This window comes from Pseudomonas sp. B7 (assembly GCF_016735645.1).
GTDB lineage: Bacteria > Pseudomonadota > Gammaproteobacteria > Pseudomonadales > Pseudomonadaceae > Aquipseudomonas > Aquipseudomonas glycinae.
Window position 1 is genome coordinate 58845 of sequence record NZ_JAERRE010000003.1, and the last position, 24092, is coordinate 82936.

A 24092-nucleotide genomic window follows, 5' to 3' on the forward strand; every position below is an offset into this window, starting at 1 on the left:
AAAGAGGAGCAACACATGGGTTTTCTCGCCGGTAAGCGCGTACTGATCGTCGGTGTCGCCAGCAAGCTGTCCATCGCATCCGGCATCGCTGCCGCCATGCATCGCGAGGGCGCTGAGCTTGCCTTCACTTATCAGAACGACAAACTGAAAGGTCGCGTCGAAGAGTTCGCACAGGGCTGGGGTTCGAGCCCGGAGCTGTGCTTCCCGTGCGACGTGGCCAGCGATGAAGAAATCGCCAAGGTCTTCGAAGAACTGAGCAAGAAGTGGGACGGCCTGGACTGCATCGTGCACTCCGTCGGCTTCGCCCCGGGCGACCAACTGGACGGCGACTTCACCGAAGCCACCACCCGTGAAGGCTTCCGCATCGCTCACGACATCAGCGCCTACAGCTTCGTGGCTCTGGCCAAAGCCGGTCGCGAAATGATGAAAGGCCGCAATGGTAGCCTGCTGACTCTGTCGTATCTGGGCGCCGAGCGCACCATGCCGAACTACAACGTGATGGGCATGGCCAAGGCTTCGCTGGAAGCCGGCGTACGTTACCTGGCCGGCTCCCTGGGCCCGGACGGTACTCGCGTCAACTGCGTATCGGCCGGTCCGATCCGCACCCTGGCAGCTTCCGGCATCAAGAACTTCCGCAAGATGCTGGCCGCCAACGAAGCGCAAACCCCGCTGCGCCGCAACGTCACCATCGAAGAAGTCGGCAACGCCGGCGCCTTCCTGTGCTCCGACCTGGCGTCGGGCATCAGCGGTGAAATCATGTACGTGGACGGCGGCTTCAACACCACCGCCATGGGCAACATCGAAGAGTAATCTTCGCGCTGCCGATAAAAAGCCCGCCTATTCAGGCGGGCTTTTTCATGCCTGCGATTTCGTTAACATCGTCTTTTTCTGTGGGAGCCAGCCTGCTGGCGATGGGTTCGCACTAACAACGCTTCAACGCCTGCTTGTGCTCATACATCGCTGCATCCGCATCCGCCAGCAGCTTATCCACGGACTCATGGCGCTGCGGGTTGTATTCGATCTGGCCGACGCTGAAGCGAATCGCGTAACCCCGGTGCAACGTGGCATTGCGTTCTTCGAGGATTTCCTTGAGTCGCGCCATGATCGCCGTGGTTTCGACGTGGCTTGAGCCGGTCAACAGCGCCACAAACTCATCGCCGCCCAGCCGTCCCACCACATCGCTCTCGCGAAAGGCGATGCGCAGCACATCGGCGAAGGTCTTGAGCGCGCTGTCGCCCTCGGCGTGCCCATAAAGATCGTTGATCTGCTTGAAATCATTGAGGTCGAAAAACAGCAGCGTTGCCGGTTTTTCCAGCCGTGCGCAGGCATCGAGCGCATGCTGGGCCAGCATCTTGAAACCGCGACGGTTGGACAGCAGCGTCAGCTCGTCCATGCTCGCCATCTGCACGGCCATCAGTTCCTGCTCGGCCATGCCCGCCAGATCGCGCAGCAGGGCGCGCTCCTCTTCGTCGAGATCGCGGGGTTTGGTGTCGATCAGGCACAAGGTGCCCATCTTGTTGCCGCTGGGTACGGTCAGCGGATAACCGGCGTAGAACCGGATGTTCGGTTCCCCGGTAACCAAAGGGTTGTCGTGGAAACGCTCGTCCTCTCGGGCGTCAGGTACCAGCATAAGCTCGTCCCTGAGAATCGCATGGGCACAGAATGAAACAGAGCGTGGCGTTTCGGTCGTGTCCAGACCCACGCAGGACTTGAACCATTGCCGCTCCTTATCCACCAGCGTGACCAGTGCGATCGGCACGTTGAACAGACGCTTGGCCAGTCGCGTCAGCCGGTCGAAGCGCTCCTCCGGTGCGGTGTCGAGCAGCTTCAGATCCTGCAACGCTTGAATACGGACAGCTTCATTGGCAGGTTTGCCGGGTACCAGCATCACACACTCCTTTGTCGTCGATGCCTTTGAGCTTAGCCCGAATCAGCGATGACTCAACCTCTCATCCGCCGGCCACCGGACACGGCCCGCCCGCATCGGCCCACAGTTTGAACTGGGTCACGAAGATATCGTGCGGCACCGGCACCGGCGCGCGCCCTGCCCCGGGACTCCAGCCCCAGAGCACCAGTTTGTCCTCGCTGACGTGCTTGATCAGCGCGGCGAAATCGCGGTCACCGTTGCTGGCGCGGTCCTTGATCATCGCGCACAAGCGATCCGGCGGCAGACCGATCCAGGCCATTTTGTGGGCGGCCGGCGGCAGGCTCCAGTGCGGCGCGCCCGGTGGCGCATGGGGGCCGTAACTGGCCGGCGGATTGCTTTCGGCGTGGCAAGTGGCGCAAGGCAAACCGGCGGCGCCCTTGCCGTCCATGCCGCGTACCACGTTCATCGCGTGGGGGATGCCGGCGTCGAACTGCAACGGCGAATCGCCGGGAATGTGGCAGTTCTGGCAACGCGGGCTCTGGAAGACTTTCTGCACCGTGCCGAAAGCTTTCAAGGCTTCCTGATCGTCGGCAAACAGATCCGACGCGTAACCGCCCAGCCCAAGCAGAATCACCGTGCCCAACAACAGATGTCGTTTCATCTCACACCCCCGACAGTTGCAGCGGCAGTTCCCGCAGGCGTTGCCCGGTCAGGGCGAACACCGCGTTGGCCACCGCCGGCGCCGTGGGCGGCACACCGGCCTCGCCGATGCCGCCGGGTTTCTCGCTGCTGGGCACGATGTGCACCTCGACCAGCGGCATTTCATTGAGCCGCAACACCTGATAGTCGTGATAGTTGGACTGCACGACATGGCCGTCCTTGAGGGTCAGTTTGCTGTGCAGCGCCATGCCCAGGCCGAAGGTGATACACGACTCCATCTGCGCCGCGATGCTCTGCGGGTTCACCGCCACTCCGCAGTCCACCGCGCACACCACGCGATGCACGCGGATCGCCAGATTGTCCTGGGACACCTCGGCCACCTGCGCCACGTAACTGCCGAACGATTCGTGCACCGCCACGCCCAGCGCATGGCCGTCCGGCAGCGGGGCTTTCCAGTTAGCCTTCTCCACCGCCAGGTTCAACACGCCGAGATGCCGGGCATGCTCCTTGAGCAGCGTTCGTCGGTACTCCACCGGATCCTGGCCCGCCGCCGTGGCCATTTCATCGATCAGCGACTCCATGACAAACGCGGTGTGGCTATGGCCCACCGAGCGTAGCCACAGCACGTTGATCCCGGTGCTCGGCGAGTGCAGATCGACCTGATGATGGGCCAGGCCCTTGATGTACGGGCTGTCCGAAACGCCCTCGACCGAGGTCTGGTCGACGCCGTTCTTGACCATGGTTTTCTCGAGCATGGTGCCGGCCATGATCGATTGCCCGACCAGCACATGCTGCCATGCCAGCGGCAGGCCGTCGGCGCCGAGGCCGATCTTCGCCTGATGCAGGAACATCGAGCGGTAATAACCACCGCGAATATCGTCTTCGCGCGACCACACGGTTTTCACCGGCATCGCGGCAGCCTTGGCCACTTGCACCGCTTCGGCGACAAAATCCGAGGTCGGGTTGGCCCGCCGACCAAACCCGCCGCCAAGGAATTCGGTGTGAATCTCGACCTGTTCCGGCTTGAGCCCGGTGATCTTGCCGGCAACCATCTGATCCAGGGTCTGGAACTGGGTGCCGGTCCAGATCTCGCACTTGTCGGCGCTGATCTTCACCGTGCAGTTGAGCGGCTCCATCGGCGCGTGGGCCAGGTACGGCACACTGTATTCGACATCGATTTTCTTCGCTGCCTTGCCGAAGTTGCCCTTGGCATCGCCGGCCTGCGCCGCCGAGGTGCCCGGGGTGGCCGCCAGTTTGCGGAAACTCGCCAACAGCTTTTCACTGCTCAAATCAGCGTTCGGCCCCAGGTCCCAATCGACCTTCAGCGCATCGCGCCCCAGTTTCGCCGCCCAGTAATGCTCGGCGACCACGGCTACACCGGTCGGCACTTGCACCACTTTGTGCACGCCGGGGATCGCCAACGCATCAGCGCCTTCAAAGGATTTCACCGTGGCGCCAAACGTCGGCGCCCTAGCGACCATCGCCGTCATCAATCCCTCAAACTGCACGTCCATACCGAACTTGGCGCGACCGGTGATTTTTTCCGGGGTGTCGAGGCGTTTGGTGGGTTTGCCGATGACTTTCCAGTCCTTGGCTTCTTTAAAGGTGATCGACTTCGGATCCGGCACCGGCAGTTGCCCGGCGGCGTCCGCCAGTTCGCCGTAGGTGGCGCGGTTGTCGCCGGCAATCACCACGCCGGATTCGGTGCGGATTGTCGACGGCGCCACGTTGAAGCGCTTGGCCGCCGCCTCGATCAGCATCTGCCGGGCGGTGGCGCCGGCGAGCCGGTAACGGTCGAATTCCATCCAGGTTGAAGTGGAGCCGCCGGTAATCTGCATCCCGCCAAACGCCGGCATGCCGTAATCGGCGGCCGAAGCCGGGGAATGCTCGACGCGGATTTTCGACCAGTCGGCGTCCAGCTCTTCGGCGATCAACATGGTCAGGCCGGTCCAGATGCCCTGGCCCATTTCCGAATGGCCGAGCAGCACGGTCACGCTGTTGTCCGCTGCAATCCGCAGGAACGCGTTCGGCGCAAACACCTTGCCTTCATTCTCGGCCGCCATGGCAAAGCGGTTGCCGCCAGGCACCACGAACGCCACCACCAGACCACCGCCCAGCACGGCGCTGCCCTTGAGAAATCCGCGACGGGATACTGGACTATTCATCACCCACCTCCCTTCGTTCAGCCGATGTCGGCAGCACGTTTGACCGCCGCGCGGATTCTTGGATACGTGCCGCAGCGGCAGATATTGCCGGAGAGCGCCTGATCGATATCGCTGTCGGTGGGTTTGGGGATTTTCGCCAGCAACGCGGCGGCGGACATGATCTGCCCGGACTGGCAGTAACCGCATTGCACCACGTCCAGTTCGGCCCAGGCCTGCTGCACCGGGTGCGAGCCGTCGCTCGACAGGCCTTCGATGGTGAGGATCTTCTGGCCATGGGCGACGGCCGTGGCCGGCGTGATACACGAGCGCAACGGCGCGCCATCGACGTGCACGGTGCAGGCACCGCACTGGGCCATGCCGCAACCGAATTTGGTACCGGTCAGGTGCGCGACATCGCGCAGGACCCAGAGCAACGGCATGTCCGCAGGGACATCGAGCTCCTGATCCTTGCCATTGATATTCAAGGTCAGCATCGGGGACTTCCTCAGACTCACAGTGTTCTGAAGGGCGCTGCTACGGCCATCGTTGGCGGTGCGCGCCTCGGCTTATCCCTTTCAGCTAAGCGCATTTTGCCCCGACGACCAGCCGCCGCGACCACCGGTCATGCAGCACCGTTCGGGAATTCTTCGATCAAAGTGTCGACTTTGCTCCTACAGTTGATTCCGGTTATCACCGCAAGACCTGCCTTCTCACATTTTCCAGGAGTCGCGAACATGGGATTTGTCACAACGAAAGACGGCGTCGAAATCTTCTACAAGGACTGGGGCCCGAAAGACGCCCCGGTGATCCACTTCCACCACGGCTGGCCGCTCAGCGCGGACGATTGGGATGCGCAGATGCTGTTCTTCCTCGCCCAGGGCTTCCGGGTCGTGGCCCACGACCGGCGAGGTCACGGGCGTTCGAGCCAGGTCTGGGACGGCCACGACATGGATCACTACGCCGACGACGTGGCGGCGGTGGTCAACCATCTGGGGACGCAGAAAGCCGTGCATGTCGGCCACTCCACCGGTGGCGGCGAGGTGATTCATTACATCGCCCGGCATGGCGAGGATCGGGTGTCGAAAGCCGCGATCATCAGTGCCGTGCCGCCGCTGATGGTGAAAACCGAGAGCAGCCCCGGTGGCTTGCCCAAATCGGTGTTCGACGATCTTCAGGCGCAACTGGCAGCCAATCGCGCGCAGTTCTATCGCGACGTGCCCAGTGGGCCGTTCTACGGCTACAACCGCCCTGGCGCCAAGCCATCGGAAGGGATCATTGCGAACTGGTGGCGCCAAGGCATGATCGGCAGCGCCAAGGCGCACTACGACGGGATCGTTGCCTTTTCCCAGACCGACTTCACCGCTGACCTCAAAAGCATCTCGATCCCGGTGCTGGTGATGCACGGCGACGATGACCAGATCGTGCCCTATGAAAACGCCGGCGTGCTGTCGGCGAAACTGCTGAAAAACAGCACGCTGAAGATTTATCCGGGCTTCCCCCACGGGATGCCGACCACCGAGGCGCCGACGATCAACGCGGATCTGCTGGCGTTCATTCGCGGCTGATAGTGGCCGGGGTCAGGCGCCCTGCCTGACCCCGGCTATTCTTCGGTTCGCCCCGTTCTCTCGCGATCGCGCACGTAGTGTCTGGCCAATGGAAAAGCCGGTAACCACGACTCGCGACGCAGGGTCCACAGCTCGTAGGTGGGCTGGAATTGATCCGGTGCATCCAGCGCCCCCAGATTCACCTCCACTTCATCGCCACTGCGGCCGAACACCGACGAACCACAGCGCGGGCAGAAATGTCGCCCCGCATAGTCATGGGTCTCGCCGCTGATCGTCACCGCGTCCTCGGCAAAGATCGCCGACGCGGCAAACAGCGCGCCCTGGTGTTTGCGGCAATCCAGACAGTGACAAACGCCAACCCTGTAGGGTCGCCCTGACGCCTCGATGCGCACTTCGCCGCACAGGCAACCGCCGGTCAATCGATCCATGGGACACCTCGTCTGAAAATGGAATATCCGGTGAGTGTAAATAGCAGCCCACTGGGGGAACGCTTACAATCGTGGCCCATTAATACTACTCAGGCAGACCCGTTCTTTCATGGCGCTCGATCCTCTCACGATGCTCACCATCTCCACCGCCCTGGCCGCGGCGGCCGCCCTGTATCTGGCGGTCGAATGGCGCAGCATCCGCGAATCTTCCCTGCTGTTCTGGAGCGCCGGTTTCGCCACCATCACCGTCGGCTCGAGCCTGGCCCTGTTGCGCGCCAACGGCTATCCGCTGATCGGCATCTGGTTCGCCAACGGCCTGCTGGTGGTCGCGCACTGGCTGTTTCTGCTGGGGGTCGCGCGATTTACCCAGCAGCGGTTGTCGCGGGCCTGGTACTTGATGTTCCTGCTCTGGCTGGCGTTGCTGCTGTTACCGGAAGATCCGTCGTGGTCGAAGATCATGCTGATGGCCAACTCGCTGCTGGTGGCCGCGTTGATGCTGCGGGCCAGCCTGTTGCTGCGCCCGCACGGCAAATCGTTGAGCGTCGGCGCGGTGCAATTGCGTTATGTGTTGCTGATCCACGGCGCGTTCTATTTCACCAAGGCGATCATCGCGGTGATTCCGGGCACGTTGATCGATCTGGCGTCGCTACGCGGCGAAATCATTCAGATTTCCCTGGTTGAAGGCGCGATGGCGATCATGCTGATCGCGCTTTCGATGACCGGCACCGAGCGCTACCGCCGGGAAAAGCAGATTGCCGAACTGGCCGCTCGAGACCCGTTGACCGCGCTGTACAACCGCCGCGCCCTGGAAGTCCGCGCACCGCGCCTGCTTGATGAAGTGTCCAGCGCCCGCCCCGGCGCGCTGCTGCTGATCGACATCGACAACTTCAAACTGGTCAACGATCTGTACGGCCACACCGCCGGCGACCGGTTGCTCATCGCCCTCAGCGAAATGATCCGCGCAGTGCTGCCCAATGGCGCGCTGGCGGCACGGCTGGGCGGTGACGAATTCGTCATGCTGCTGGGCGATGCGTCCCACGCCCAGATCATGGATCTGGGCAGTGCGCTGCGTGAGCAGTTCCAACAGATGACTTCCCAGACCTACACCACCCCGCAAGCGGTCACCCTGAGCATCGGCGCCAAGGTGTTCGATCAGCCGCCCGCCAGCCTCGCAGCGTTGATCGAACAGGGTGACAGCGCGCTCTACGAATCCAAGCGCGGCGGTCGCAACCGGATTCAACTGGCCGACTACACCTGACCTATCCTTGCCTGCATCCCGTAACGTCGGAGTTCGCAATGTCCTCGCCTGAATCCATCCTCCTCCAGAGCTGGCACCACAACGCCCGGGCCTGGACCGAAGCTGTGCGCAGTGGCGCCATCGAGAGTCGTCGACAGGTGACCGATCAGGCCATTCTGCTGGCGGTGATGGGGCGTCAGCCCGAACGGGTTCTCGATCTGGGATGCGGCGAAGGCTGGCTGCTGCGGGCGCTGGCCGAGCGAGGATTCGAGGCGGTCGGCGTGGACGGTGATCCGACGCTGGTCGAGGCCGCGCGAGTGGCCGGTTCATCGCCCGCGCATGTCGCCAGTTATGAGGATCTGGTTGAGGCGAAAGTCGACATCGGCCGCGATTACGACCTGATCTGCGCCAATTTTTCCCTGCTGCATCAGGACATCATCCCGCTGCTCGCGGCGATGAATGCGCTGCTCGTGCCCGGCGGTGCACTGGTGATCCAGACGCTGCATCCGTGGTCGGTGGCAGCGGGTGATTATCAGGATGGCTGGCGGGAAGAAACCTTCGATGGCTTCAAGGGCCAGTGGCAGCCGATGCCGTGGTATTTCCGCACCTTGTCCAGCTGGCTGAATGCGCTGGACATGGCCGGGCTTCAGTTGATCAGTCTGCGCGAGCCGCAGCATCCGCAAAGCCCGGTGCCGCAATCGTTGTTGATGATTGCCGAGCGTCGTGGGTAAATAGCCTAGAGCCTAGGCTTGAGCAGAATCCCGGTGTAATGCCGCAAAAACAGCGCGAACCCCGCGCACCAGAGCACCACGGACAGCCCCAGCCCCAGACTGGAAAACGGCACCAGCAACACCCGGCAACCCGCCGCGAGCAGCACCAGCGCAAAACCCAGCGCCATGCCTTTCGAGGGCTGCAACAACCGGCCGGTGTGCCCAAGGCTTACCCGGGCGATCATCGCCAGAATCAACCCGCCCACCCCGCCGACCGCCAATGCATGGGTCGCCAGGCTTTGCTGGCCGATCAAGCCCAGATGCCACAGTGCCATGGCCCAGGTTGCCAGCGCCATCCAGCCGTAAGCCAGATACAACGACCACAGCAGCGGCACGCGCCACATCCCGCGATCATGCCAGCGGATCAGCCGCATCAACTGCAAACTGCCGGTCAGCATGAACAGCCCCGCCAGCCACCACTGTGGCGAATCATTGAGGCCTGACGCAAAAGTGACAGCGGTCAGCAGGCTGCCGATCAGCAGCAAGCGGGTTGGCAGTGGATTGGAGGTCGGCGCCGGTGGACGGTTCAAGCCGCGCTGGATGAAGAACGGAATCACCCGCCCACCGATCACGGTCATCAGCGCCGCCACCAGCCACAACGCGCCCAGCACGCCTTGGCGCTGCAAACCGGCGTCATCGTTGAACAAGCCAATCAAGGTCAGCGCCTGACAACCCGCCATCAGCGCGAGCACTAGCACAATCGGGTAATTGTCGGGTTTGCGCGCGGCGATCAGATCCCGCGCCAGCATCACCGCCAGCAGCGGCAGAACCCCCCATTGCAGTGCAAGAATCAGCCCGGTCGGCAACGGCAGCCACCACGCCAATCGACCGACCACCCAGACCGACACCAACGCAATCAACGCCCCGCCGCGCACGCCGGGAATCCCGGTCCAGTTGGGCACCGCCGTCAACAGGAATCCGGCAACAATCGCCGCCGCAAAACCAAACGGCATTTCATGCCGATGCCAGGCCAGCATACCGCCCGCCGGTTGCAGATCGAACCAGTGGCCGTAAAGCCACAGGCCCCAGATAAGAATCGCCAACGCGGCGAATCCGGCACCGGCCAGAAACAGCGGCCGAAAGCCCAGGCTGAACAGCGGTGCCGCAGCGAGTCTGCGCATCTCAGGCCACCGCCAGTGCGGGTGACTGGCCCAACCGATACTGCGACAGCAGGCGCATCACATAGCCAATCTTGATCAGCGTCGGGCCGACGATGGTCATGGCATGCATCCCCACCAGCAACGCAATCGGCATGTGGCCCTGATACAGATAAGCGCCGTAGATCCCGACCAGCAACATGACCAGACCGGCGACGAGCACTTTGCTCGACAGGTGCAGAACGTTCAGCGGATTCTCGAAGAAAGTGAACATTTTTTCGTACTCCTGAGCGGATCAGTTTGTACGTAAGGCAACTCAACTTGCGTGCCAGATTTCCAGCCCAGAAAAATCAGCCAGTTGCGAAGATTCGAGTCAATTCGACATAGATGCGAAAGAGTCTTTTTGACACAGAACAAGGTCAATACGACTACACGCCTTATTCACAACAACCAACCACTCGACCCATGGCACCGCCAGCTGACCGCAGACTGACTACGCTTTTAATCCAGCGTGTCCAACCTGCCGAGGATGACTGCCATGCAACGCTTTCAAAAGCTGACCCCGTGCCTGTGGTTCGACGATCAGGCGGAAGCTGCGGCGAAATTCTACTGCTCGATCTTCGACCACTCGAAAATCACCGCCCTCACCCACTACAGCAAGGTCGGCCAGGAATTTCACGGCCGCCCGGAAGGCTCGGTGATGACCGTCAGTTTCGAACTCGACGGCCACACCTTCACCGGGCTCAATGGCGGGCCGGTGTTCAAGTTCAATGAGGCGATCTCGTTTCAGGTCAATTGCCAGAACCAGGAAGAAGTCGACCATTTCTGGGGCAACCTCAGCGCCGGCGGGCCGGTGCAAGCGCAACAATGCGGCTGGCTCAAGGACCAGTTCGGCGTGTCGTGGCAGATCGTGCCAGTGGCGTTCATGCACATGATGACCGACCCCGACCAGACCAAAGTCCAACGGGCAATGCAGGCCATGTTCGGGATGAAAAAACTCGATATTGCCGAACTGGAGCGAGCCTTCGCCGGCCAGAGCTAATACACTCGGGCACTGGCCTGCCGAGAACTCCAACGATGAAACACGCTGCCGCCAAGAACCCCGAACAAGCCCCGCGCTTCTGGCGCGACGACGCCCTGCCCTTCATCGAGGCGCGGGCCATCGCCGACGGGCGTGAGGTCTGCTATTCACGGCACTCCCACGCGCATTTCTCCATCGGCGCGATCACCGCCGGGCGCAGCACTTACGTGCATGAGCAATCCTCGTTCGAAGTGGCGGCCGGCACGGTGGTGCTGATGAACCCGGGAGACGTGCACGCGTGCAACCCGATCGATGATCAGCCGTGGTCGTATTTGATGTTGTACGTGGAAACGCCGTGGCTGACCGATCTGCAGCATCAGTTGGGGTTCAGTGCGGAGCTTGAGTTTCGGCGGTTTTCCGATACCCACTTGAATGATGCTCGCCTGTTTCGCGACTTGAATGGGTTGTACGGCGTGTTGGTCGACGATCAGCAAGACGTGCTGCGCAAACAGAGCGCCGCCGTGGAGTTTTTCAGCGAGCTGCAACTGCGCCTGAACCCCATCGAACAATCCATCCGCGAACCGAATTTCAAACTCGAACGCGCCGCCGACTTCATCCGCCAGCATTGCACCGACCTGCTCAGCCTCGACGACATCTGCGCCGCTGCCGAACTGTCACCGTCCTACCTGATCCGCGCCTTCAAACAGCACTTCGGCATGACGCCCCATGCGTTTTTGGTCAATCAGCGAATTCAGTTTGCCCGCGAGCGTTTACGGCGCGGGCAGTTGATTGCGGATGTGGCGCTGGAGGCCGGGTTTGCCGATCAGGCGCATTTTCAGCGGGCGTTCAAGCAGCATCTGGCGGCTACGCCGGGGCAGTATCGGGGATAAGCTCAAACCCAACACCCGCTACCTCATCGCCCCCGGCATCGACAGCGAAGAATTGCTGGCCGACGCCTGTGAAACCCTGACCTCGGCCAAAATCGGTTTCGTAAGGCAAGCCCCGCCACACTCACGGCAGCAACAGATACCCCGCACTCACCGCCAACAGCAACGCCATCACCCGGTTGAACAAGCGCATCCCCGCCGGGTTGCCGAGATAACCGCGCAAGAACGTCCCGGCATACACCCAGCACCCCACCGACAGGTAACAGATCACCAGATACACCGCCGCAAACTGCCACACCAGCCGTGCCTCGCCATCGGCGACGAACGCGCCCATCCCCGCCATGCAGGCCAGCCAGGCCTTGGGATTGAGCCATTGCATCACCGCGCCGTAGAGCATCGACGGCGCCCTGCCCGATTCTCCCGTATTCAACTGACCGTTATCGGTGGCCAGTTTCCAGGCCATGAACAGCAGAAACGCCACCCCGGCCAGTTGCACCACACGGGTCAGTGACGGCCACAGTTCCAGCACTTCATGCAGCCCCAGCCCCATCAACACCAGCAGCAACACAAACCCCAGCGTCGCCCCGGCCACATGCCGTTGGCTGGCGCGAAAACCGAACTGCGCCCCCGAACTCAACGCCACAATATTCACCGGCCCCGGAGTAATGGACGCGGCCAGGGCAAACGCCGTCATCGACACAATCAGACTCATCGCACACCTGCTTCAAATCGAGGAACAAGGCGCTCACGGTAGCCGGCGCACGGCAGGCGGTATTGAAGGAAATTACCCCCGCTCGCGCAGACCCACTACGCTCTGGCTATGCGATCACTTTTGACTAGGAAGTCTGCCCTTGATGATTCTGATTCTGCTGCCCAGCGCCGATTACGACCCGACCGAAAGCAGCGTGCCCTGGCAGGCGATGCGTAACGCGGGCATCGAAGTTCGTTTTGCCACCCCGCAAGGTTTGCCCGCCCACGCCGACCCACGGTTGGTGGACATCGGTTTCGGCCTGTTGAATTCGATGCTGATGACACGCAAGGCCGATCTGGACAGTTACACGCAGATGATCGAGTCCGAAGCGTTCAGGCAGCCGCTGGCGTATGCCGATGTCGACACGAACCGCTTCGATGGTCTGCTGATCCCCGGCGGGCATGCCAAAGGAATGCGCACGCTGTTGGAATCCACGCAGGCCCAGCAGATTGCCCTGCAATTTTTCAAGGCCGAAAAACCCGTGGCGGCGGTCTGTCATGGCGTGCTGTTGCTGGCGAGGACGCTCGACCCCGACACCGGGCGTTCGGTGTTGTTCGGGCGCAAGGTCACGGCGTTGCTCGCGGCAACCATGGAATTGCCGGCGTGGCTGATGACAGCTGCGTGGCTGGGGCGCTACTACCGCACCTACAAGCAGACCGTTGAAGCGGAGGTGAAAACCGCGCTGGCCCACAAAGCCGACTTCAAACGCGGACCGCTGATCGCCAAACGCGATTGTGCGCAGAAACTGCAATCAGGATTTGTGGTGCGCGACGGCCAACTGCTGACGGCGCGCTGGCCCGGCGACTGCCATCGATTCGCCGCAGAATGGGTGGCCATGTTGCAGGCCCCCCAACGCTGATCGGTTTTTTCAGTCCAGACGCGGCACGGTGAAGCGGAATTCGCTGCCCTGCCCCGGCTCACTCTCGGCAACGATCTGCCCGCCATGGGCCTCGACGATGCCCTGCGTGATGTACAGACCCAGCCCGGTGCCGGTCGGATTGCCTTCCTTCACCGTCCAGTAACGGTCAAATACGTGCGGCAAGTGATCCTTGGGAATGCCTTCGCCGCTGTCACGCACCGTGAAGACGATGTCATCACCGACCGATTTGGCATACACGTCGACCGTGCCCAGGCGCGGAGTGAACTTGATCGCGTTGCCGACCAGATTCGACAGCACCTGAAACAACCGCTCGGGGTCGGCATGGATGCTCAGGTCAGGATCGGCCTCGAACGAGATGCTGATGTCCTTGTCCAGCGCCAGCGGCGCGAGCAGCGATTGCGCCTCTTCGAACATCTGCGCGACATCGAGTTTCTGCGGCGCGATGGTGTAGCGCCCGGCATCTATTTTCGAGGTGTCGAGCAAGTCTTCCAGCAGCGTGTTCATGCGCCCGGCGGCTTGTTGCATGGTGTCGATCGCAGTCGAGATGCGCCGCGAAGTGTGCGGCCCGTCCGAGCTGAACGCCTTCTGCATCATGCCGCAGAGCATCGAGATCACGGTCATCGGGTTGCGCAGATCGTGGGAAACCACCGCCACCAGTTCATCACGGGCGCGCACCGCTTCTTGCTCGCGGCGTACTTGGCGGGCCAGATCATTTTCCAGCGCCGAGCGACGCAAGTCGTTGGCGGCGAACAGATCGCCGTGACTCCACTTGGTGGAGATCCCGGCCATCTCGACCTTCCAGATTTCGAACGAAGTACGCGGCCGCAGGCGCAGGCCGGCGTCGGAGTTTTCCAGGTCCAGCGGCTTGCGCGGGTCGCCGCTCCAGTTGATGTTCTCTTTGACTTCGGGGCGGAACCACAGCACGCCGTTGTCCACCGGTTTGGGCAGGCTCATGGCGAGCACGCCGCTGGCGACCTGCTGATAGTGCGCGGCCGGCGGGTAGACGCTGGCCAGGTGATGACTGGCAAACACCGGCTCGCCACGCTCCTGCAACCATTTGTGCAGGGCCCGAATTTCTTCAGGCTCCGGGCAGTTGCCGTAACGGTGCAATTGCTTGTCTTCGATGATCGCGATGCCGCCGGCATTGGCCAGCGCCATCAGGACTTGTGGCTGGTTGGCCAGGCCATCGAAGACGTTCTGTGGCGAGTCGATCATCGCCTGATTGAGCAGCGCCAGCGCCTCGAGCTTTTCTTCCCGTTGACGGCTGACCTCCAGCGCTTCCATCGCGCTGATCTGCAACGACAGCACCTGGCCGATGGTTTGGCACGCCGTGCGCAATTCATGCGGTACATGCAGCGGCTGGCGATTGCCGCAACTGATCAGGCCCCAGAGCTTGTCGCCCTTGAGCAGGGAAATGCTCATCGAGGACAGCACGCCCATGTTTTTCATGTACTGGCAGTGGATCGGCGACACGCTGCGCAACGTGGCGAAGCTCAGGTCCAGCGGGGTCTGGGTGTCCGGACGCAACTTGGGCACCAGCGGCACCGGTTGGTAGTCCGCGTTCGGAATGATCCGCAGCCAGTTGGTGCGGTACAGCTCGCGGGCTTGCTCGGGGATGTCGGAGGCCGGGAAAAACAGACCGTTGAAGACTTCCATCGACGGATCGGACGCTTCGGCGATGACCTGACCGTGGCCCTCCTCTTCGAAGCGATAAATCAGCACCCGGTCGTAACCGGTCATGGCCTGGATTTCCTTGACGCTGATGTCGTACAGCGCTTGCAGGCTCTGGGCCTTTTGCAGGCGCGCGAGCATCCGTCCCAGGTGGGTTTCGGTGCCGGCGACGTTGCGTGGCTGGAAATTTTCGACGTGGATTTCCAGCTCCAGAATCAGCACATCCTGATGCCGGTGCAGCAAGCCTTCGAACGCCGTGCCATTAAGGCGAAAGTGCAGCGGCGGCGCATCGGACAAGGCTGCTTGCTGCAAGGCTTCGCGAACCTGCGCGGCATGGGCATCGCCGATCAGGCTTTGCAGTGGCTGGCCGATCAGCTCTTGCGCCGGGCGCGCGAGCAAGGTCTCGACGTTGGCGCTGATCTGAATGATCGAAAGGTCCGGCTCGCTCAGGGTCAGCAGCAAACCGTGCGGCTGGATCGCGCCGGGAAAGCGGATCGGCTCGTCGGCGCAGTTGGCCAGCAACTCTTCAAAGGCTTCTTTGTCTTGCGGGTTCATACCAGAACCTCCTGACTTTCGAGCCACTGCTCGAAACAACTGAATGTAGTGTGGGCGGCCGCCACGACGGCTTTACGCTCGTCGGCGTCCATCGGGCGGCTGCCCAGGTATTCGATGAAATCGCGCCAGCGACGGCCGGTGGCAGCGCCGTAGATGTCCAGAAACGCTGCACCGTTGTCCGCGCCAAGGCTCAGGCGTGTGGCGATTTCCCGGCGCAGGATCTGCCCGCCGAGGGTTGCGCCTTCCAGCACGTACAACACGCCCAGGCAGGCGGCGGCGGAATCGATGGCGGGCAACCGGCGGCAGATCGGAAAATCGCCACCATTTGCGCCCAGTGCTTGCAGATCGCGTTGCAGGGTCGGCGCCTTGAGGCGGGAAGCCAGATCAAAATCGGCGGGAATCGCGTCGCTGTCCTGCAGCACGGCTTCCAATGGCTGATAGAAGCCGTAATAGGCGCGCATCAGTCGCTCGAAAGCGTTCAGATCAAGGGTGTCGGAGAAAAAAGGAAGGCGCTTTTCAAGTGCAATGTGCAGTTCGGCCGTGCCGGCGCGCAAATCTTGCAACACCGGTGGTACATGAACCTCGCGGGCCTTTGCTTGCATGTAGTCGCTCGTACAGTGGGCCGCCTGGGGCCATAGGGGAATGGAGAAGCATGGCGCGAAAGCTTACACGGCAATGGTAGTTTCTGACCCGGCAGATGGGATTCTCTGATGAATTCATCAACCTGTGAAGGGTTAAGAGCTGACCGGACGGTAGAAAGTTCGAAGGAATTCACTGCCGATAGTCGCTGTACCGCGACTCTGGCGCCTGACTGTACGGTTAGGCCCGCACACCCGCGTGATAAAAATAACGCTCCCGTCACCGGAGCCCGAGTCATGGATATCGCCACCCTCTCCCTGTTTCTGCCCGCCTGTTTCGCCCTGAACATGGCACCGGGGCCGAACAATCTGCTGTCGGTCAGCAACGCCACCCGCTACGGCTATCGTCGCGCCTGCGTGGCCGGTGTCGGTCGGTTGCTGGCGTTCGCCGGGATGATCGCCCTCGCGGCGGCGGGGCTGGCGGTGGTACTGCAAACCTCTGAACTGTTGTTCTATGGGATCAAGATCATCGGCGCGGGGTATCTGCTGTACCTGGCGTGGCAGCTGTGGCGGGCCAATCCTGCCGCCGAAGACGCCGTTGCGGCGTCGGCGAACGGACTTATGGCTCTGGCTCGCCAGGAATTCCTGGTGGCAGCGGGAAATCCCAAGGCAATCCTTATCTTCACCGCCTTCCTGCCGCAATTCGTCGACCCGGCCCGCGCCATCACCCCGCAATTCATGTTGCTGGGCGCGCTGTTTCTGTTGCTGGAATGGATCGCCATCAGCGCCTACGCGTACATGGGGCTGCACATGCGCCGCTGGTTCGCCGAGCCGCGCGGCAAGCGGATTTTCAACCGTTGCTGCGCCGGGCTGCTGTCGGCGGCGGCTTCGGTGTTGCTGATGGCCAAGCGGGCCTAGGCTTCGGACGGGCCTTTGAGTTCGACCTGATTGCCGTCCGGATCAAAGCAGTACAACGACAGGCCGTTGCCCTCGGCGCCGAAACGGGTGGCGGCCTTGTCGACGGTCAGGCCGCAGGATTGCAAATGACTGATCAGCGCCGCTTCATCGAACGGCTCGATGCGCAGACAGAAGTGATCGACATTGCGCCGCTCGCTGCCGGCAGCGGCGCCGCCCTTGCGGCCGATTTCGCCGTCGAGGTCGACCAGATCGATCATCGACGTGCCGGCGCGCAGGTGCACCAGACCGAACTTTTCGTTGCGCTTGACCACTTCGGCACCGAAGACCCGGTCATAGAAATCAACGCTGCGTTGCAGATCGGCGACGCGCAGCACGATGTGATCGATGTGGTGAATCGTGAACGGTGGCATACCTTCATTTCCCGAGTTGTAGCGACCCGATCACTGTAGTGCAGCGGCCCGAAAATTCACTGTCGATTTTTCGGTGGAGCCATCGAATAACTGGTTTTATCCTCGGCCCATGAACATACAGACCGCTGTCCTGCCCCCTCACGCCGAAATGGTTCGCGCCATGCTCGCAAGCGACACTGCCTATGAAGGCGTGTTTTTCACGGCCGTGAAAACCACCGGGATCTTTTGCCGCCCTACCTGCACGGCGCGCAAGCCGAAACCGGAAAACGTCGAGTTCTTCGCCCACGCTGACGATTGCCTGTCCGCTGGTTACCGCGCCTGTTTGCGCTGCAAACCGCTGGATGCCGCGGCCATCGCCCCGGATTGGGTGCAGCAGCTGCTAAAAGCGGTCGACGCCGATCCGGAACTTCGCTGGAGCGATGCGCAATTGCTCGCCGAAGGTATTGAACCGCTGAAGCTGCGGCGCTGGTTCAAGCAGCATTTCGGCATGACCTTCCATGCGTGGCTGCGCACCCGCCGACTCGGCGTGGCGCTGGGCGGGATCAAGCAAGGCACGTCCATCGACCATGCCGCGTTCGACTCCGGTTATGAATCCCTCAGTGGTTTTCGCGATGCGTTTCAGAAGTCGTTCCACATCACGCCGGGGCGCGCAGCGGCCAGTGAACCGCTGCTGTTCACCCGCCTGACCACGCCATTGGGTCCTATGATTGCCATGGCCGAGCGGCGCGGGCTGGTCTTGCTGGAGTTTCTCGATCGCCCGGCGCTGACCCGCGAAGTCGAGGAATTGCAGAATCGCTACGGCTACGTGGTCGCACCGGGGCAGAACGCGCATTTGCAGCAGATCGACAACGAGCTGGCGCTGTACTTCGCCGGCAAGCTGAGCGAATTCAGTGTGCCACTGCACCTGCCCGGCAGCGAGTTTGCCCAGCAGGTCTGGGCCGAACTTCGGCAAATCCCTTACGGCCAAACCAGCACCTACGGCACCATCGCCGCACGCCTGGGCAAACCCGGCGCCAGCCGAGCAGTGGGGCTGGCCAACGGACACAATCGGCTGTCGATCGTGGTGCCATGCCATCGGGTGATCGGTGCGGACGGCTCGTTGACCGGATATGGTGGTGGGCAACCGCGCAAGGCGTTTTTGCTCCGGCTGGAGAACGCCGCCGTGCAGCTCACGCAACAACTGGCTTTCTGACCAACGACAAGAAGGGATTTCGATGAACGCGCTCGACACTCAGTTTCACCAGTTGCACCACGATGACCTGCTGATCCTGACCAACGTTGCCGACGCCACCGGCGCGCGACTGGTCGAGCAACTGGGTGGCAAAGCGGTCGCCACCAGCAGCGCCGCTGTCGCGTGGGCCCACGGTTACCCGGACGGCAACACCCTGCCGCTCGAGCGGTTGATCAGCACCGTGGAATCGATTGCCCGGGTCATCAAGGTGCCGTTGAGCGTGGACATCGAAGCCGGTTATTCCGATGACCTCGACCGGGTCGCCGAAGTGATCGATGCGGTTATCGCAGCCGGCGCGGTCGGGATCAACATCGAAGATGGCAGCGGCACGCCGGAACTGCTGGTGCGCAAGATCAAGGTCGCGCGGCAAGTGGCCGAGAAGCGCAATGTGAAGCTGTTCATCAACGCCCGCACCGACGTTTACCTCAAAGGTCTGGTGCCGGCCGAGGATCGTGTCGCCGAAACCCTGCGTCGCGCGGCGCTTTATCAGGCAGCCGGGGCCGATGGGTTGTTCGCTGCCGGGGTGACGTCCGCCTACGAAATCGAAGCCATCTGCAAAGGTACGACCCTGCCGGTCAACGTCCTGGGATTCGCTTGCCTGCCCTCCCCCGAAGAACTGCAAACCCTCGGCGTGCGCCGCTTGAGCGTCGGTTCCGGCATCGCCGAGTTCCTGTACGGCGCCATGGGCTCACTGGTGAAAAGTTTTCTCGCCAGCGGCAAGCTCGACACCCATGACCTCAAGGCCTTCACCTATGGCGAAGTCAACGGTCTGCTGAAGTAACTCATGCCCGATCCCTACCAACCGGCCAGCGAGTTTCTGGCCAGCCTCGATGCCGACTGGCAGCGCCACATTGCTACGGTCGGTCCCTGCCTGCATCAGCCGCATCCGACGCGCGATCCGTATGAATCGCTGGTGCGGGCGATTGCCTATCAGCAACTGCACGCCAAGGCTGGCGATGCGATTGTCGGGCGGCTGGTGGGGTTGTTTCCCGGGCAGACGTTTCCGCGTCCGGAGCAGATTCTGGCGACGGACTTCGATCAATTGCGCGGTTGCGGGTTTTCGGCGGGCAAGATTGCGACGATTCAGGGGATTGCCCAGGCGACCCTGGACGGTGTGGTGCCGGATTACCCTACCGCGCTGGCGATGGAGGATGAGGCGCTGATCGAGCGGTTGGTCAGCCTGCGCGGGGTTGGGCGCTGGACGGTGGAGATGTTGCTGATCTACAGCCTGGAGCGGCCGGATATTCTGCCGGCCGACGATTTCGGAGTGCGCGAAGGGTATCGGCGGTTGAAGGGGCTGGAGGTGCAGCCTGCGCGCAAACAAATGATTGAGATCGGGTTGGATTGGAAGCCGTTTCGGACGGTGGCGGCCTGGTATTTGTGGCGGGTGCCGAAAAGCCCCTCACCCTAGCCCTCTCCCGGGGGGTAGAGGGGACCGATTCGGGGATATTGGCGATTTCCGCCGACCTGAAACGGCAACTGTGAATCCAGCGGCGCCAAGACTTTTTGAATCCATAATCGACACGGTGTGTCAGGTCGATGTAAGACGCAGGACACCTCGGTCGGCTCCCTCTCCCTTTGGGAGAGGGCCGGGGTGAGGGGCTTGGGCTACAGACCGGATTTCAACCGACTGAACGCGCGAATCAAAGCCCGGTTGAACGCCTTGCCATTGTCATTCTTGCTATACAACGAAGCCTTCACCGCCTCCGGCGGATAAGTCCCCGGATCATTGCGTATCGCCGGATCAACCAACCCGTCCGCCGCCGTAATCGCATTGGCGTAATGAATCGTATCGGTAATCGGTGCGATCACCTCGGGCGTCATCAGGTAATCCATCAGCGCCAATCCGGCCTCGGGATGCGGTGCATCCTTGGGTATGACCATCGCGTCGAACCAGATCAACGTGCCCTCCTTCGGAATCCGGTAATTCAACTTGAACGGTTTGCGGGCCGCTTCAGCCTGACCTGCCGCGATGGCAACGTTGCCGTTCCACGACATCGCCACGCAGGTGTTGCCGTTGGCCAGGTCGCTGATGTTCAGGTCATTGTCGAAGTAGCGGATGTACGGGCGGATCTTCGCCAGTTGCTGTTCGGCGAGTTTCAGGTCGTCGAGGCTCTGGCGATTGATGTCCAGGCCCATGTACTTCATGACCGCCGCGAACACTTCGTTCGGATCGTTGAGCAGGCTCACCCCGCAATCGGCGAATTTCGACACCACCGCCGGATCGAACAGCATCGCCCAACTGTCCCTCGGCGCGTCCGGCAGGCGCTGCTTCACGGCCTCCTCCTGATAACCGACACCGGTGGTGCCCCAGGCATAGATCCCGGCGTAGCGGTTGCCCGGATCGAACACCGCCATATGCTGACGGAACTCGTCACCAACCCCGGCAAAGTGCGGGAGCTGCTGCTTGTTCAGGGTCTGGATCGCGCCGCTCTCGATGGCCCGCGACAGGTGCTGACCGGCGGTCAGCACCAGGTCGTAGCCGCTGCGGCCGGTGAGCAGTTTGGTCTCGACGGTTTCCAGCGAGTCGAAGTGATCGGCGACCACCCGAATCCCGGTTTTTGCCTCGAAATTCTTCAGGGTATCCGGGGCCAGGTACTCGCCCCAGATATACAGATTGACCACCGGTTTCGCCGTCTCGGCAGCCTGCACACACAGGGGTGCAAGCACCAGCAATAACGCTTTACTCAGGTTGTGCAGGCCCATGGTCAGGCTCCTTTTTTCTGGCCGGCGTATTGCGGCATGGTGATGCACGCGACATTGCCGCCACCGAGCAGAATTTCCCGGGAGTTTTCGATGCCGACGATCTTGTGCTGCGGGAACAGTTCGGCGAGGGTCGCCAGCGCCACCTGATCGTTGCGATCACCGAACAGCGGCACCACGATCGAGCTGTTGCCGGCGTAGTAGTTGATGTACGACGCACAGATTTTGGTGCCGGCCTGGCGGGTGTGGGTGCTGTCCTGCTGATCGAGGCCTTCGGCTTCTTCGGCGGTCCACTCCAGCACGTCCGGTTGCGGCAGTTTGTGCACGATCAGTTCGCGGCCACGGCTGTCACGGGTGCTGCGCAGGATGTCGTAGGCCTCCTGATAGATTTCCCACTGCGGATCGTCGCGGTTGTCGGTCCATTGCAGCACCACTTCGCCGGGTCGCACGAAGCACGCGAGGTCGTCGACGTGGCCGTCGGTTTCGTCGAACTTGCAACCGCGTGGCAGCCAGATCACTTGCTCGGCGCCGAGGTAATCGGTCAGCCGGCGGGTGACTTCGTCCTTGCCCAGGTGCTGGTTGCGATTGCGGTTGAGCAGGCATTGCTCGGTGGTGAGGATGCTGCCCTGACCGTCACTCTGGATACCGCCAAGCTCGGCAATCAATGGCGCGCGATAGCGGTCGAAGCGTTCGATTTCGAGGATCTTGCTGGCGATCTGATCGTCCTTGTCCCACGGGTAGTAGAGCCCGCCGTCGAGGCCGCCGTAGGCGTTGAATTCAAAGTCGACACCACGCACTTCACCGCTCTGGTCGTTGACCACGAAGCACGGGCCGCTGTCGCGGAACCAGGTGTCGTTGCAGGTCATTTCCACCACCCGCACTTGTGGCGGCAACTGGCGGCGGGCAGTCGCGAACTGGGAGGCCGATGCGCAGACCGTCACCGGCTCGCTCTGGGAGATCGCGGTGACGATCTGCACCCAGACTTTCTGCGCAGGCTTGGCGCCGTTGCGCCAGACGTCGGTACGCTCCGGCCAGCCGAGCCAGCAGCCGGCCTTGGCTTCGAATTCGCCGGGCAGACGGAAGCCGTCCTGTTTCGGGGTGGTGTCGAGCAAACGTGCCATGGTCAAACCTCGTCATCGGGATGGGAATGACCTCAGGCTACGGTCCCGGGCAGTCGGCCCGCCAACGATGATTATTTCGGAACAGTTGAATTCAACTCATCAATCCGCCAGTTGATCGTTGAACCATTCCAGCATCTGCGCCACCGCCGGGCGCTCCAGCCGCACCCGCTCGCAGACCAGCGCATACTGCCCCAGCGCGGTCATGCTGGAGGTGAACGGTCGCACCAGACGCCCGTTCTGCAAGTCCTCCTGCGCCGTGAGGTTGTCGCCCATTGCCACGCCCTGCCCTTGCGCCGCCGCCTCCAGCGCCAGGCCGGCGTGGGCGAAATACAACTGTCGTTCCGGGCGCAAATCGCCGGCATGACTGGTGAGCCACGCGGTCCAGGTCTTGCCGTCCTGATCGTCATGCAACAGGCAATGCCGGGCCAGGTCCTTGGGGGTTTTCAGGATGCCCTGGTTGAACAGGCCGGGGCTGCACACCGGGAAGAACTGCAACGCCGGCAACGGACGGACGAAATACGCGCTGCTGTCCACCGGGCCGGTGCCGTAGGTGATCGCCAGATCGATGTCTTCGCCGGGCGCCGTGGCGTCGATCGGTTGTTCGTAGAGGTGCAAGGTGATGTGCGGATAACGCGCGTAGAAATCGGTGAGACGGTTCATCAGCCACTTCTGCGCCAGCTCCGCCGTGACCGCCAGCCGCAACACGGCGAGCGAGGACGGATCGCGCAACTCGTCGCAGGCATCGCCGATCAGTTCGAAGGCCTGTTGCAGGCTCTGCATCAAGCGCCCGGCGGCGATGGTCGGGCGAATCTGTCGGCCCTCGCGGATGAACAGCGACACCCCCAGTTGCTCTTCGAGCTGGCGGATCTGATGGCTGACGGCGCTGTCGGTGACGCACAGTTCAGCGGCGGCGCGGCCGAAATGCGCGTGGCGGGCGGCACACTCGAAAGTTCGCAGGGCGGCCAGGGAAGGTAGTCGGCGCATGGGTGTGGATCCCTTTTTTGCGGACATGCTGACCGGGCTTTTCGCAGGCGTCCATAGCGGCGGCACAGGCAAGAGATCTCTTCTAGGCTGAACCGCACCGACAAAAACACCGGAGACCCCCTCATGCACCTCGAAGGCTCCTGCCACTGCGGCGCGGTTTCATTCACCCTCGACAGCGCCCACCCCTACCCTTATCAGCGCTGCTACTGCTCGATCTGCCGCAAGACCCAGGGCGGTGGCGGCTTTGCGATCAACCTCGGCGGCGACGCAGCCAGCCTCAAGGTGCGCGGGCGCAAACACATCACGATCTACCACGCGAAAATGAAAGACGAAGGCGATGCCCGCGCCCACCGCAGCAGCGCCGAACGGCACTTCTGCTCGCAGTGCGGCAGCGGCCTGTGGCTGTTCAGCCCGGAATGGCCAGAGCTGATCCATCCCTTCGCCTCGGCCATCGACACGCCATTGCCGGTGCCGCCGGAACACACCCACCTGATGCTCGGCTCGAAAGCCCCGTGGGTCGAAGTGCAGGCGAGCGCCACGGATCAGCAATTCGAGGTCTACCCGGAAGAATCCATCGCTCAGTGGCACGAACGGCTGAAATTGACCCGGTAGCC

At 62.2% G+C, this 24092-nt stretch carries 26 protein-coding genes; 12 read left to right on the forward strand and 14 right to left on the reverse strand.

The features are described from left to right. Positions 1-15: 15 nt before the first annotated feature. The gene (gene fabI / locus JKA62_RS08850) at positions 16-810 is read left to right on the forward strand and encodes an enoyl-ACP reductase FabI (protein ID WP_003202751.1); all 795 of its coding nucleotides are present in this window, start codon (positions 16-18) and stop codon (positions 808-810) included. A 112-nt stretch (positions 811-922) separates the two neighbouring features. Here fabI and JKA62_RS08855 read toward each other — a convergent pair whose 3' ends face one another. The 4 genes from JKA62_RS08855 to JKA62_RS08870 form a co-directional block, all read right to left on the reverse strand. Continuing rightward, a complete protein-coding gene (locus tag JKA62_RS08855; protein ID WP_011333608.1) occupies positions 923-1888 on the reverse strand; it encodes a sensor domain-containing diguanylate cyclase in 966 nt (321 codons plus the stop codon). 61 nt (positions 1889-1949) lie between these two features. Further along, positions 1950-2528, reverse strand: coding sequence for a hypothetical protein (locus JKA62_RS08860; RefSeq protein WP_011333607.1), 579 nt, complete (start codon positions 2526-2528; stop codon positions 1950-1952). Between the two features lies 1 nt (position 2529). Then, positions 2530-4692 (reverse strand): xanthine dehydrogenase family protein molybdopterin-binding subunit, encoded by a 2163-nt coding sequence (locus JKA62_RS08865; protein WP_011333606.1) that lies wholly within the window; start codon positions 4690-4692, stop codon positions 2530-2532. 17 nt (positions 4693-4709) lie between these two features. Then, entirely contained in the window at positions 4710-5165 is a 456-nt protein-coding gene (locus tag JKA62_RS08870; protein WP_007956954.1) for a (2Fe-2S)-binding protein, read from the reverse strand. A gap of 240 nt (positions 5166-5405) precedes the next feature. On the opposite strand from JKA62_RS08870, the gene JKA62_RS08875 reads away from it, so the two are divergent. Further along, a complete protein-coding gene (locus tag JKA62_RS08875; RefSeq protein ID WP_011333605.1) occupies positions 5406-6236 on the forward strand; it encodes an alpha/beta fold hydrolase in 831 nt (276 codons plus the stop codon). 35 nt (positions 6237-6271) lie between these two features. On the opposite strand, the gene JKA62_RS08880 is transcribed toward JKA62_RS08875, so the two are convergent. Beyond that, the gene (locus JKA62_RS08880; RefSeq protein WP_201817425.1) at positions 6272-6664 is read right to left on the reverse strand and encodes a GFA family protein; all 393 of its coding nucleotides are present in this window, start codon (positions 6662-6664) and stop codon (positions 6272-6274) included. Between the two features lie 109 nt (positions 6665-6773). Between JKA62_RS08880 and JKA62_RS08885 the strand changes: the two genes are divergently transcribed. Then, positions 6774-7922 (forward strand): GGDEF domain-containing protein, encoded by a 1149-nt coding sequence (locus JKA62_RS08885; protein WP_011333603.1) that lies wholly within the window; start codon positions 6774-6776, stop codon positions 7920-7922. Between the two features lie 38 nt (positions 7923-7960). Next, positions 7961-8632: a class I SAM-dependent methyltransferase gene (locus tag JKA62_RS08890; protein WP_201817428.1), complete on the forward strand. Its 672-nt coding sequence runs from the start codon at positions 7961-7963 to the stop codon at positions 8630-8632. Between the two features lie 5 nt (positions 8633-8637). On the opposite strand, the gene JKA62_RS08895 is transcribed toward JKA62_RS08890, so the two are convergent. Both JKA62_RS08895 and JKA62_RS08900 read right to left on the reverse strand, forming a co-directional pair. After that, positions 8638-9792, reverse strand: coding sequence for an NnrS family protein (locus JKA62_RS08895; protein WP_201817431.1), 1155 nt, complete (start codon positions 9790-9792; stop codon positions 8638-8640). Between the two features lies 1 nt (position 9793). Beyond that, a complete protein-coding gene (locus JKA62_RS08900) occupies positions 9794-10042 on the reverse strand; it encodes a hypothetical protein (protein ID WP_011333600.1) in 249 nt (82 codons plus the stop codon). Between the two features lie 264 nt (positions 10043-10306). Between JKA62_RS08900 and JKA62_RS08905 the strand changes: the two genes are divergently transcribed. Beyond that, entirely contained in the window at positions 10307-10810 is a 504-nt protein-coding gene (locus JKA62_RS08905; protein ID WP_041475212.1) for a VOC family protein, read from the forward strand. 35 nt (positions 10811-10845) lie between these two features. Further along, positions 10846-11679: a helix-turn-helix transcriptional regulator gene (locus tag JKA62_RS08910; protein WP_011333598.1), complete on the forward strand. Its 834-nt coding sequence runs from the start codon at positions 10846-10848 to the stop codon at positions 11677-11679. Positions 11680-11800: 121 nt separating this feature from the next. Here JKA62_RS08910 and JKA62_RS08915 read toward each other — a convergent pair whose 3' ends face one another. Further along, entirely contained in the window at positions 11801-12388 is a 588-nt protein-coding gene (locus JKA62_RS08915) for a LysE family translocator (RefSeq protein WP_011333597.1), read from the reverse strand. Positions 12389-12530: 142 nt separating this feature from the next. Between JKA62_RS08915 and JKA62_RS08920 the strand changes: the two genes are divergently transcribed. Beyond that, the gene (locus tag JKA62_RS08920; RefSeq protein ID WP_011333596.1) at positions 12531-13286 is read left to right on the forward strand and encodes a type 1 glutamine amidotransferase domain-containing protein; all 756 of its coding nucleotides are present in this window, start codon (positions 12531-12533) and stop codon (positions 13284-13286) included. Between the two features lie 9 nt (positions 13287-13295). Here the strand turns inward: JKA62_RS08920 and JKA62_RS08925 are convergent, their stop codons facing one another. Then, the gene (locus JKA62_RS08925; protein WP_011333595.1) at positions 13296-15533 is read right to left on the reverse strand and encodes an ATP-binding protein; all 2238 of its coding nucleotides are present in this window, start codon (positions 15531-15533) and stop codon (positions 13296-13298) included. Next, positions 15530-16135: a biliverdin-producing heme oxygenase gene (locus JKA62_RS08930; protein WP_011333594.1), complete on the reverse strand. Its 606-nt coding sequence runs from the start codon at positions 16133-16135 to the stop codon at positions 15530-15532. Before JKA62_RS08930 ends, JKA62_RS08925 begins: the two co-directional genes overlap by 4 nt. 273 nt (positions 16136-16408) lie before the next feature. Here JKA62_RS08930 and JKA62_RS08935 point away from each other — a divergent pair, with 273 nt between their 5' ends. Then, the gene (locus tag JKA62_RS08935) at positions 16409-17029 is read left to right on the forward strand and encodes a LysE family translocator (RefSeq protein ID WP_011333593.1); all 621 of its coding nucleotides are present in this window, start codon (positions 16409-16411) and stop codon (positions 17027-17029) included. Here JKA62_RS08935 and JKA62_RS08940 read toward each other — a convergent pair. Beyond that, positions 17026-17439, reverse strand: coding sequence for a VOC family protein (locus JKA62_RS08940; protein ID WP_011333592.1), 414 nt, complete (start codon positions 17437-17439; stop codon positions 17026-17028). The two genes, JKA62_RS08935 and JKA62_RS08940, sit on opposite strands and share 4 nt — an antisense overlap. 109 nt (positions 17440-17548) lie before the next feature. Here JKA62_RS08940 and JKA62_RS08945 point away from each other — a divergent pair, with 109 nt between their 5' ends. The 3 genes from JKA62_RS08945 to JKA62_RS08955 are packed head-to-tail and all read left to right on the forward strand — an operon-like array spanning position 17549 to position 20081. Next, positions 17549-18631 carry a bifunctional transcriptional activator/DNA repair enzyme AdaA gene (locus tag JKA62_RS08945; protein WP_011333591.1) on the forward strand — a complete coding sequence of 361 codons (1083 nt, stop codon included), beginning with the start codon at positions 17549-17551 and terminating at the stop codon, positions 18629-18631. 22 nt (positions 18632-18653) lie between these two features. Further along, positions 18654-19451, forward strand: coding sequence for an isocitrate lyase/PEP mutase family protein (locus JKA62_RS08950; protein WP_011333590.1), 798 nt, complete (start codon positions 18654-18656; stop codon positions 19449-19451). 3 nt (positions 19452-19454) lie between these two features. Further along, a complete protein-coding gene (locus tag JKA62_RS08955; protein ID WP_201817434.1) occupies positions 19455-20081 on the forward strand; it encodes a DNA-3-methyladenine glycosylase family protein in 627 nt (208 codons plus the stop codon). A 197-nt stretch (positions 20082-20278) separates the two neighbouring features. Here the strand turns inward: JKA62_RS08955 and JKA62_RS08960 are convergent, their stop codons facing one another. From JKA62_RS08960 to JKA62_RS08970, 3 genes are all read right to left on the reverse strand, one after another. Beyond that, on the reverse strand, positions 20279-21376 hold the full coding sequence (locus tag JKA62_RS08960) for an extracellular solute-binding protein (RefSeq protein WP_201817437.1): 1098 nt from the start codon (positions 21374-21376) through the stop codon (positions 20279-20281). A gap of 2 nt (positions 21377-21378) precedes the next feature. Next, positions 21379-22494, reverse strand: coding sequence for an agmatine deiminase (aguA, locus tag JKA62_RS08965; protein ID WP_011333587.1), 1116 nt, complete (start codon positions 22492-22494; stop codon positions 21379-21381). A 99-nt stretch (positions 22495-22593) separates the two neighbouring features. Then, positions 22594-23478: a LysR substrate-binding domain-containing protein gene (locus JKA62_RS08970; protein WP_201817439.1), complete on the reverse strand. Its 885-nt coding sequence runs from the start codon at positions 23476-23478 to the stop codon at positions 22594-22596. Between the two features lie 123 nt (positions 23479-23601). Here JKA62_RS08970 and JKA62_RS08975 point away from each other — a divergent pair, with 123 nt between their 5' ends. Beyond that, a complete protein-coding gene (locus tag JKA62_RS08975; RefSeq protein ID WP_201817440.1) occupies positions 23602-24090 on the forward strand; it encodes a GFA family protein in 489 nt (162 codons plus the stop codon). Positions 24091-24092: the final 2 nt, after the last annotated feature.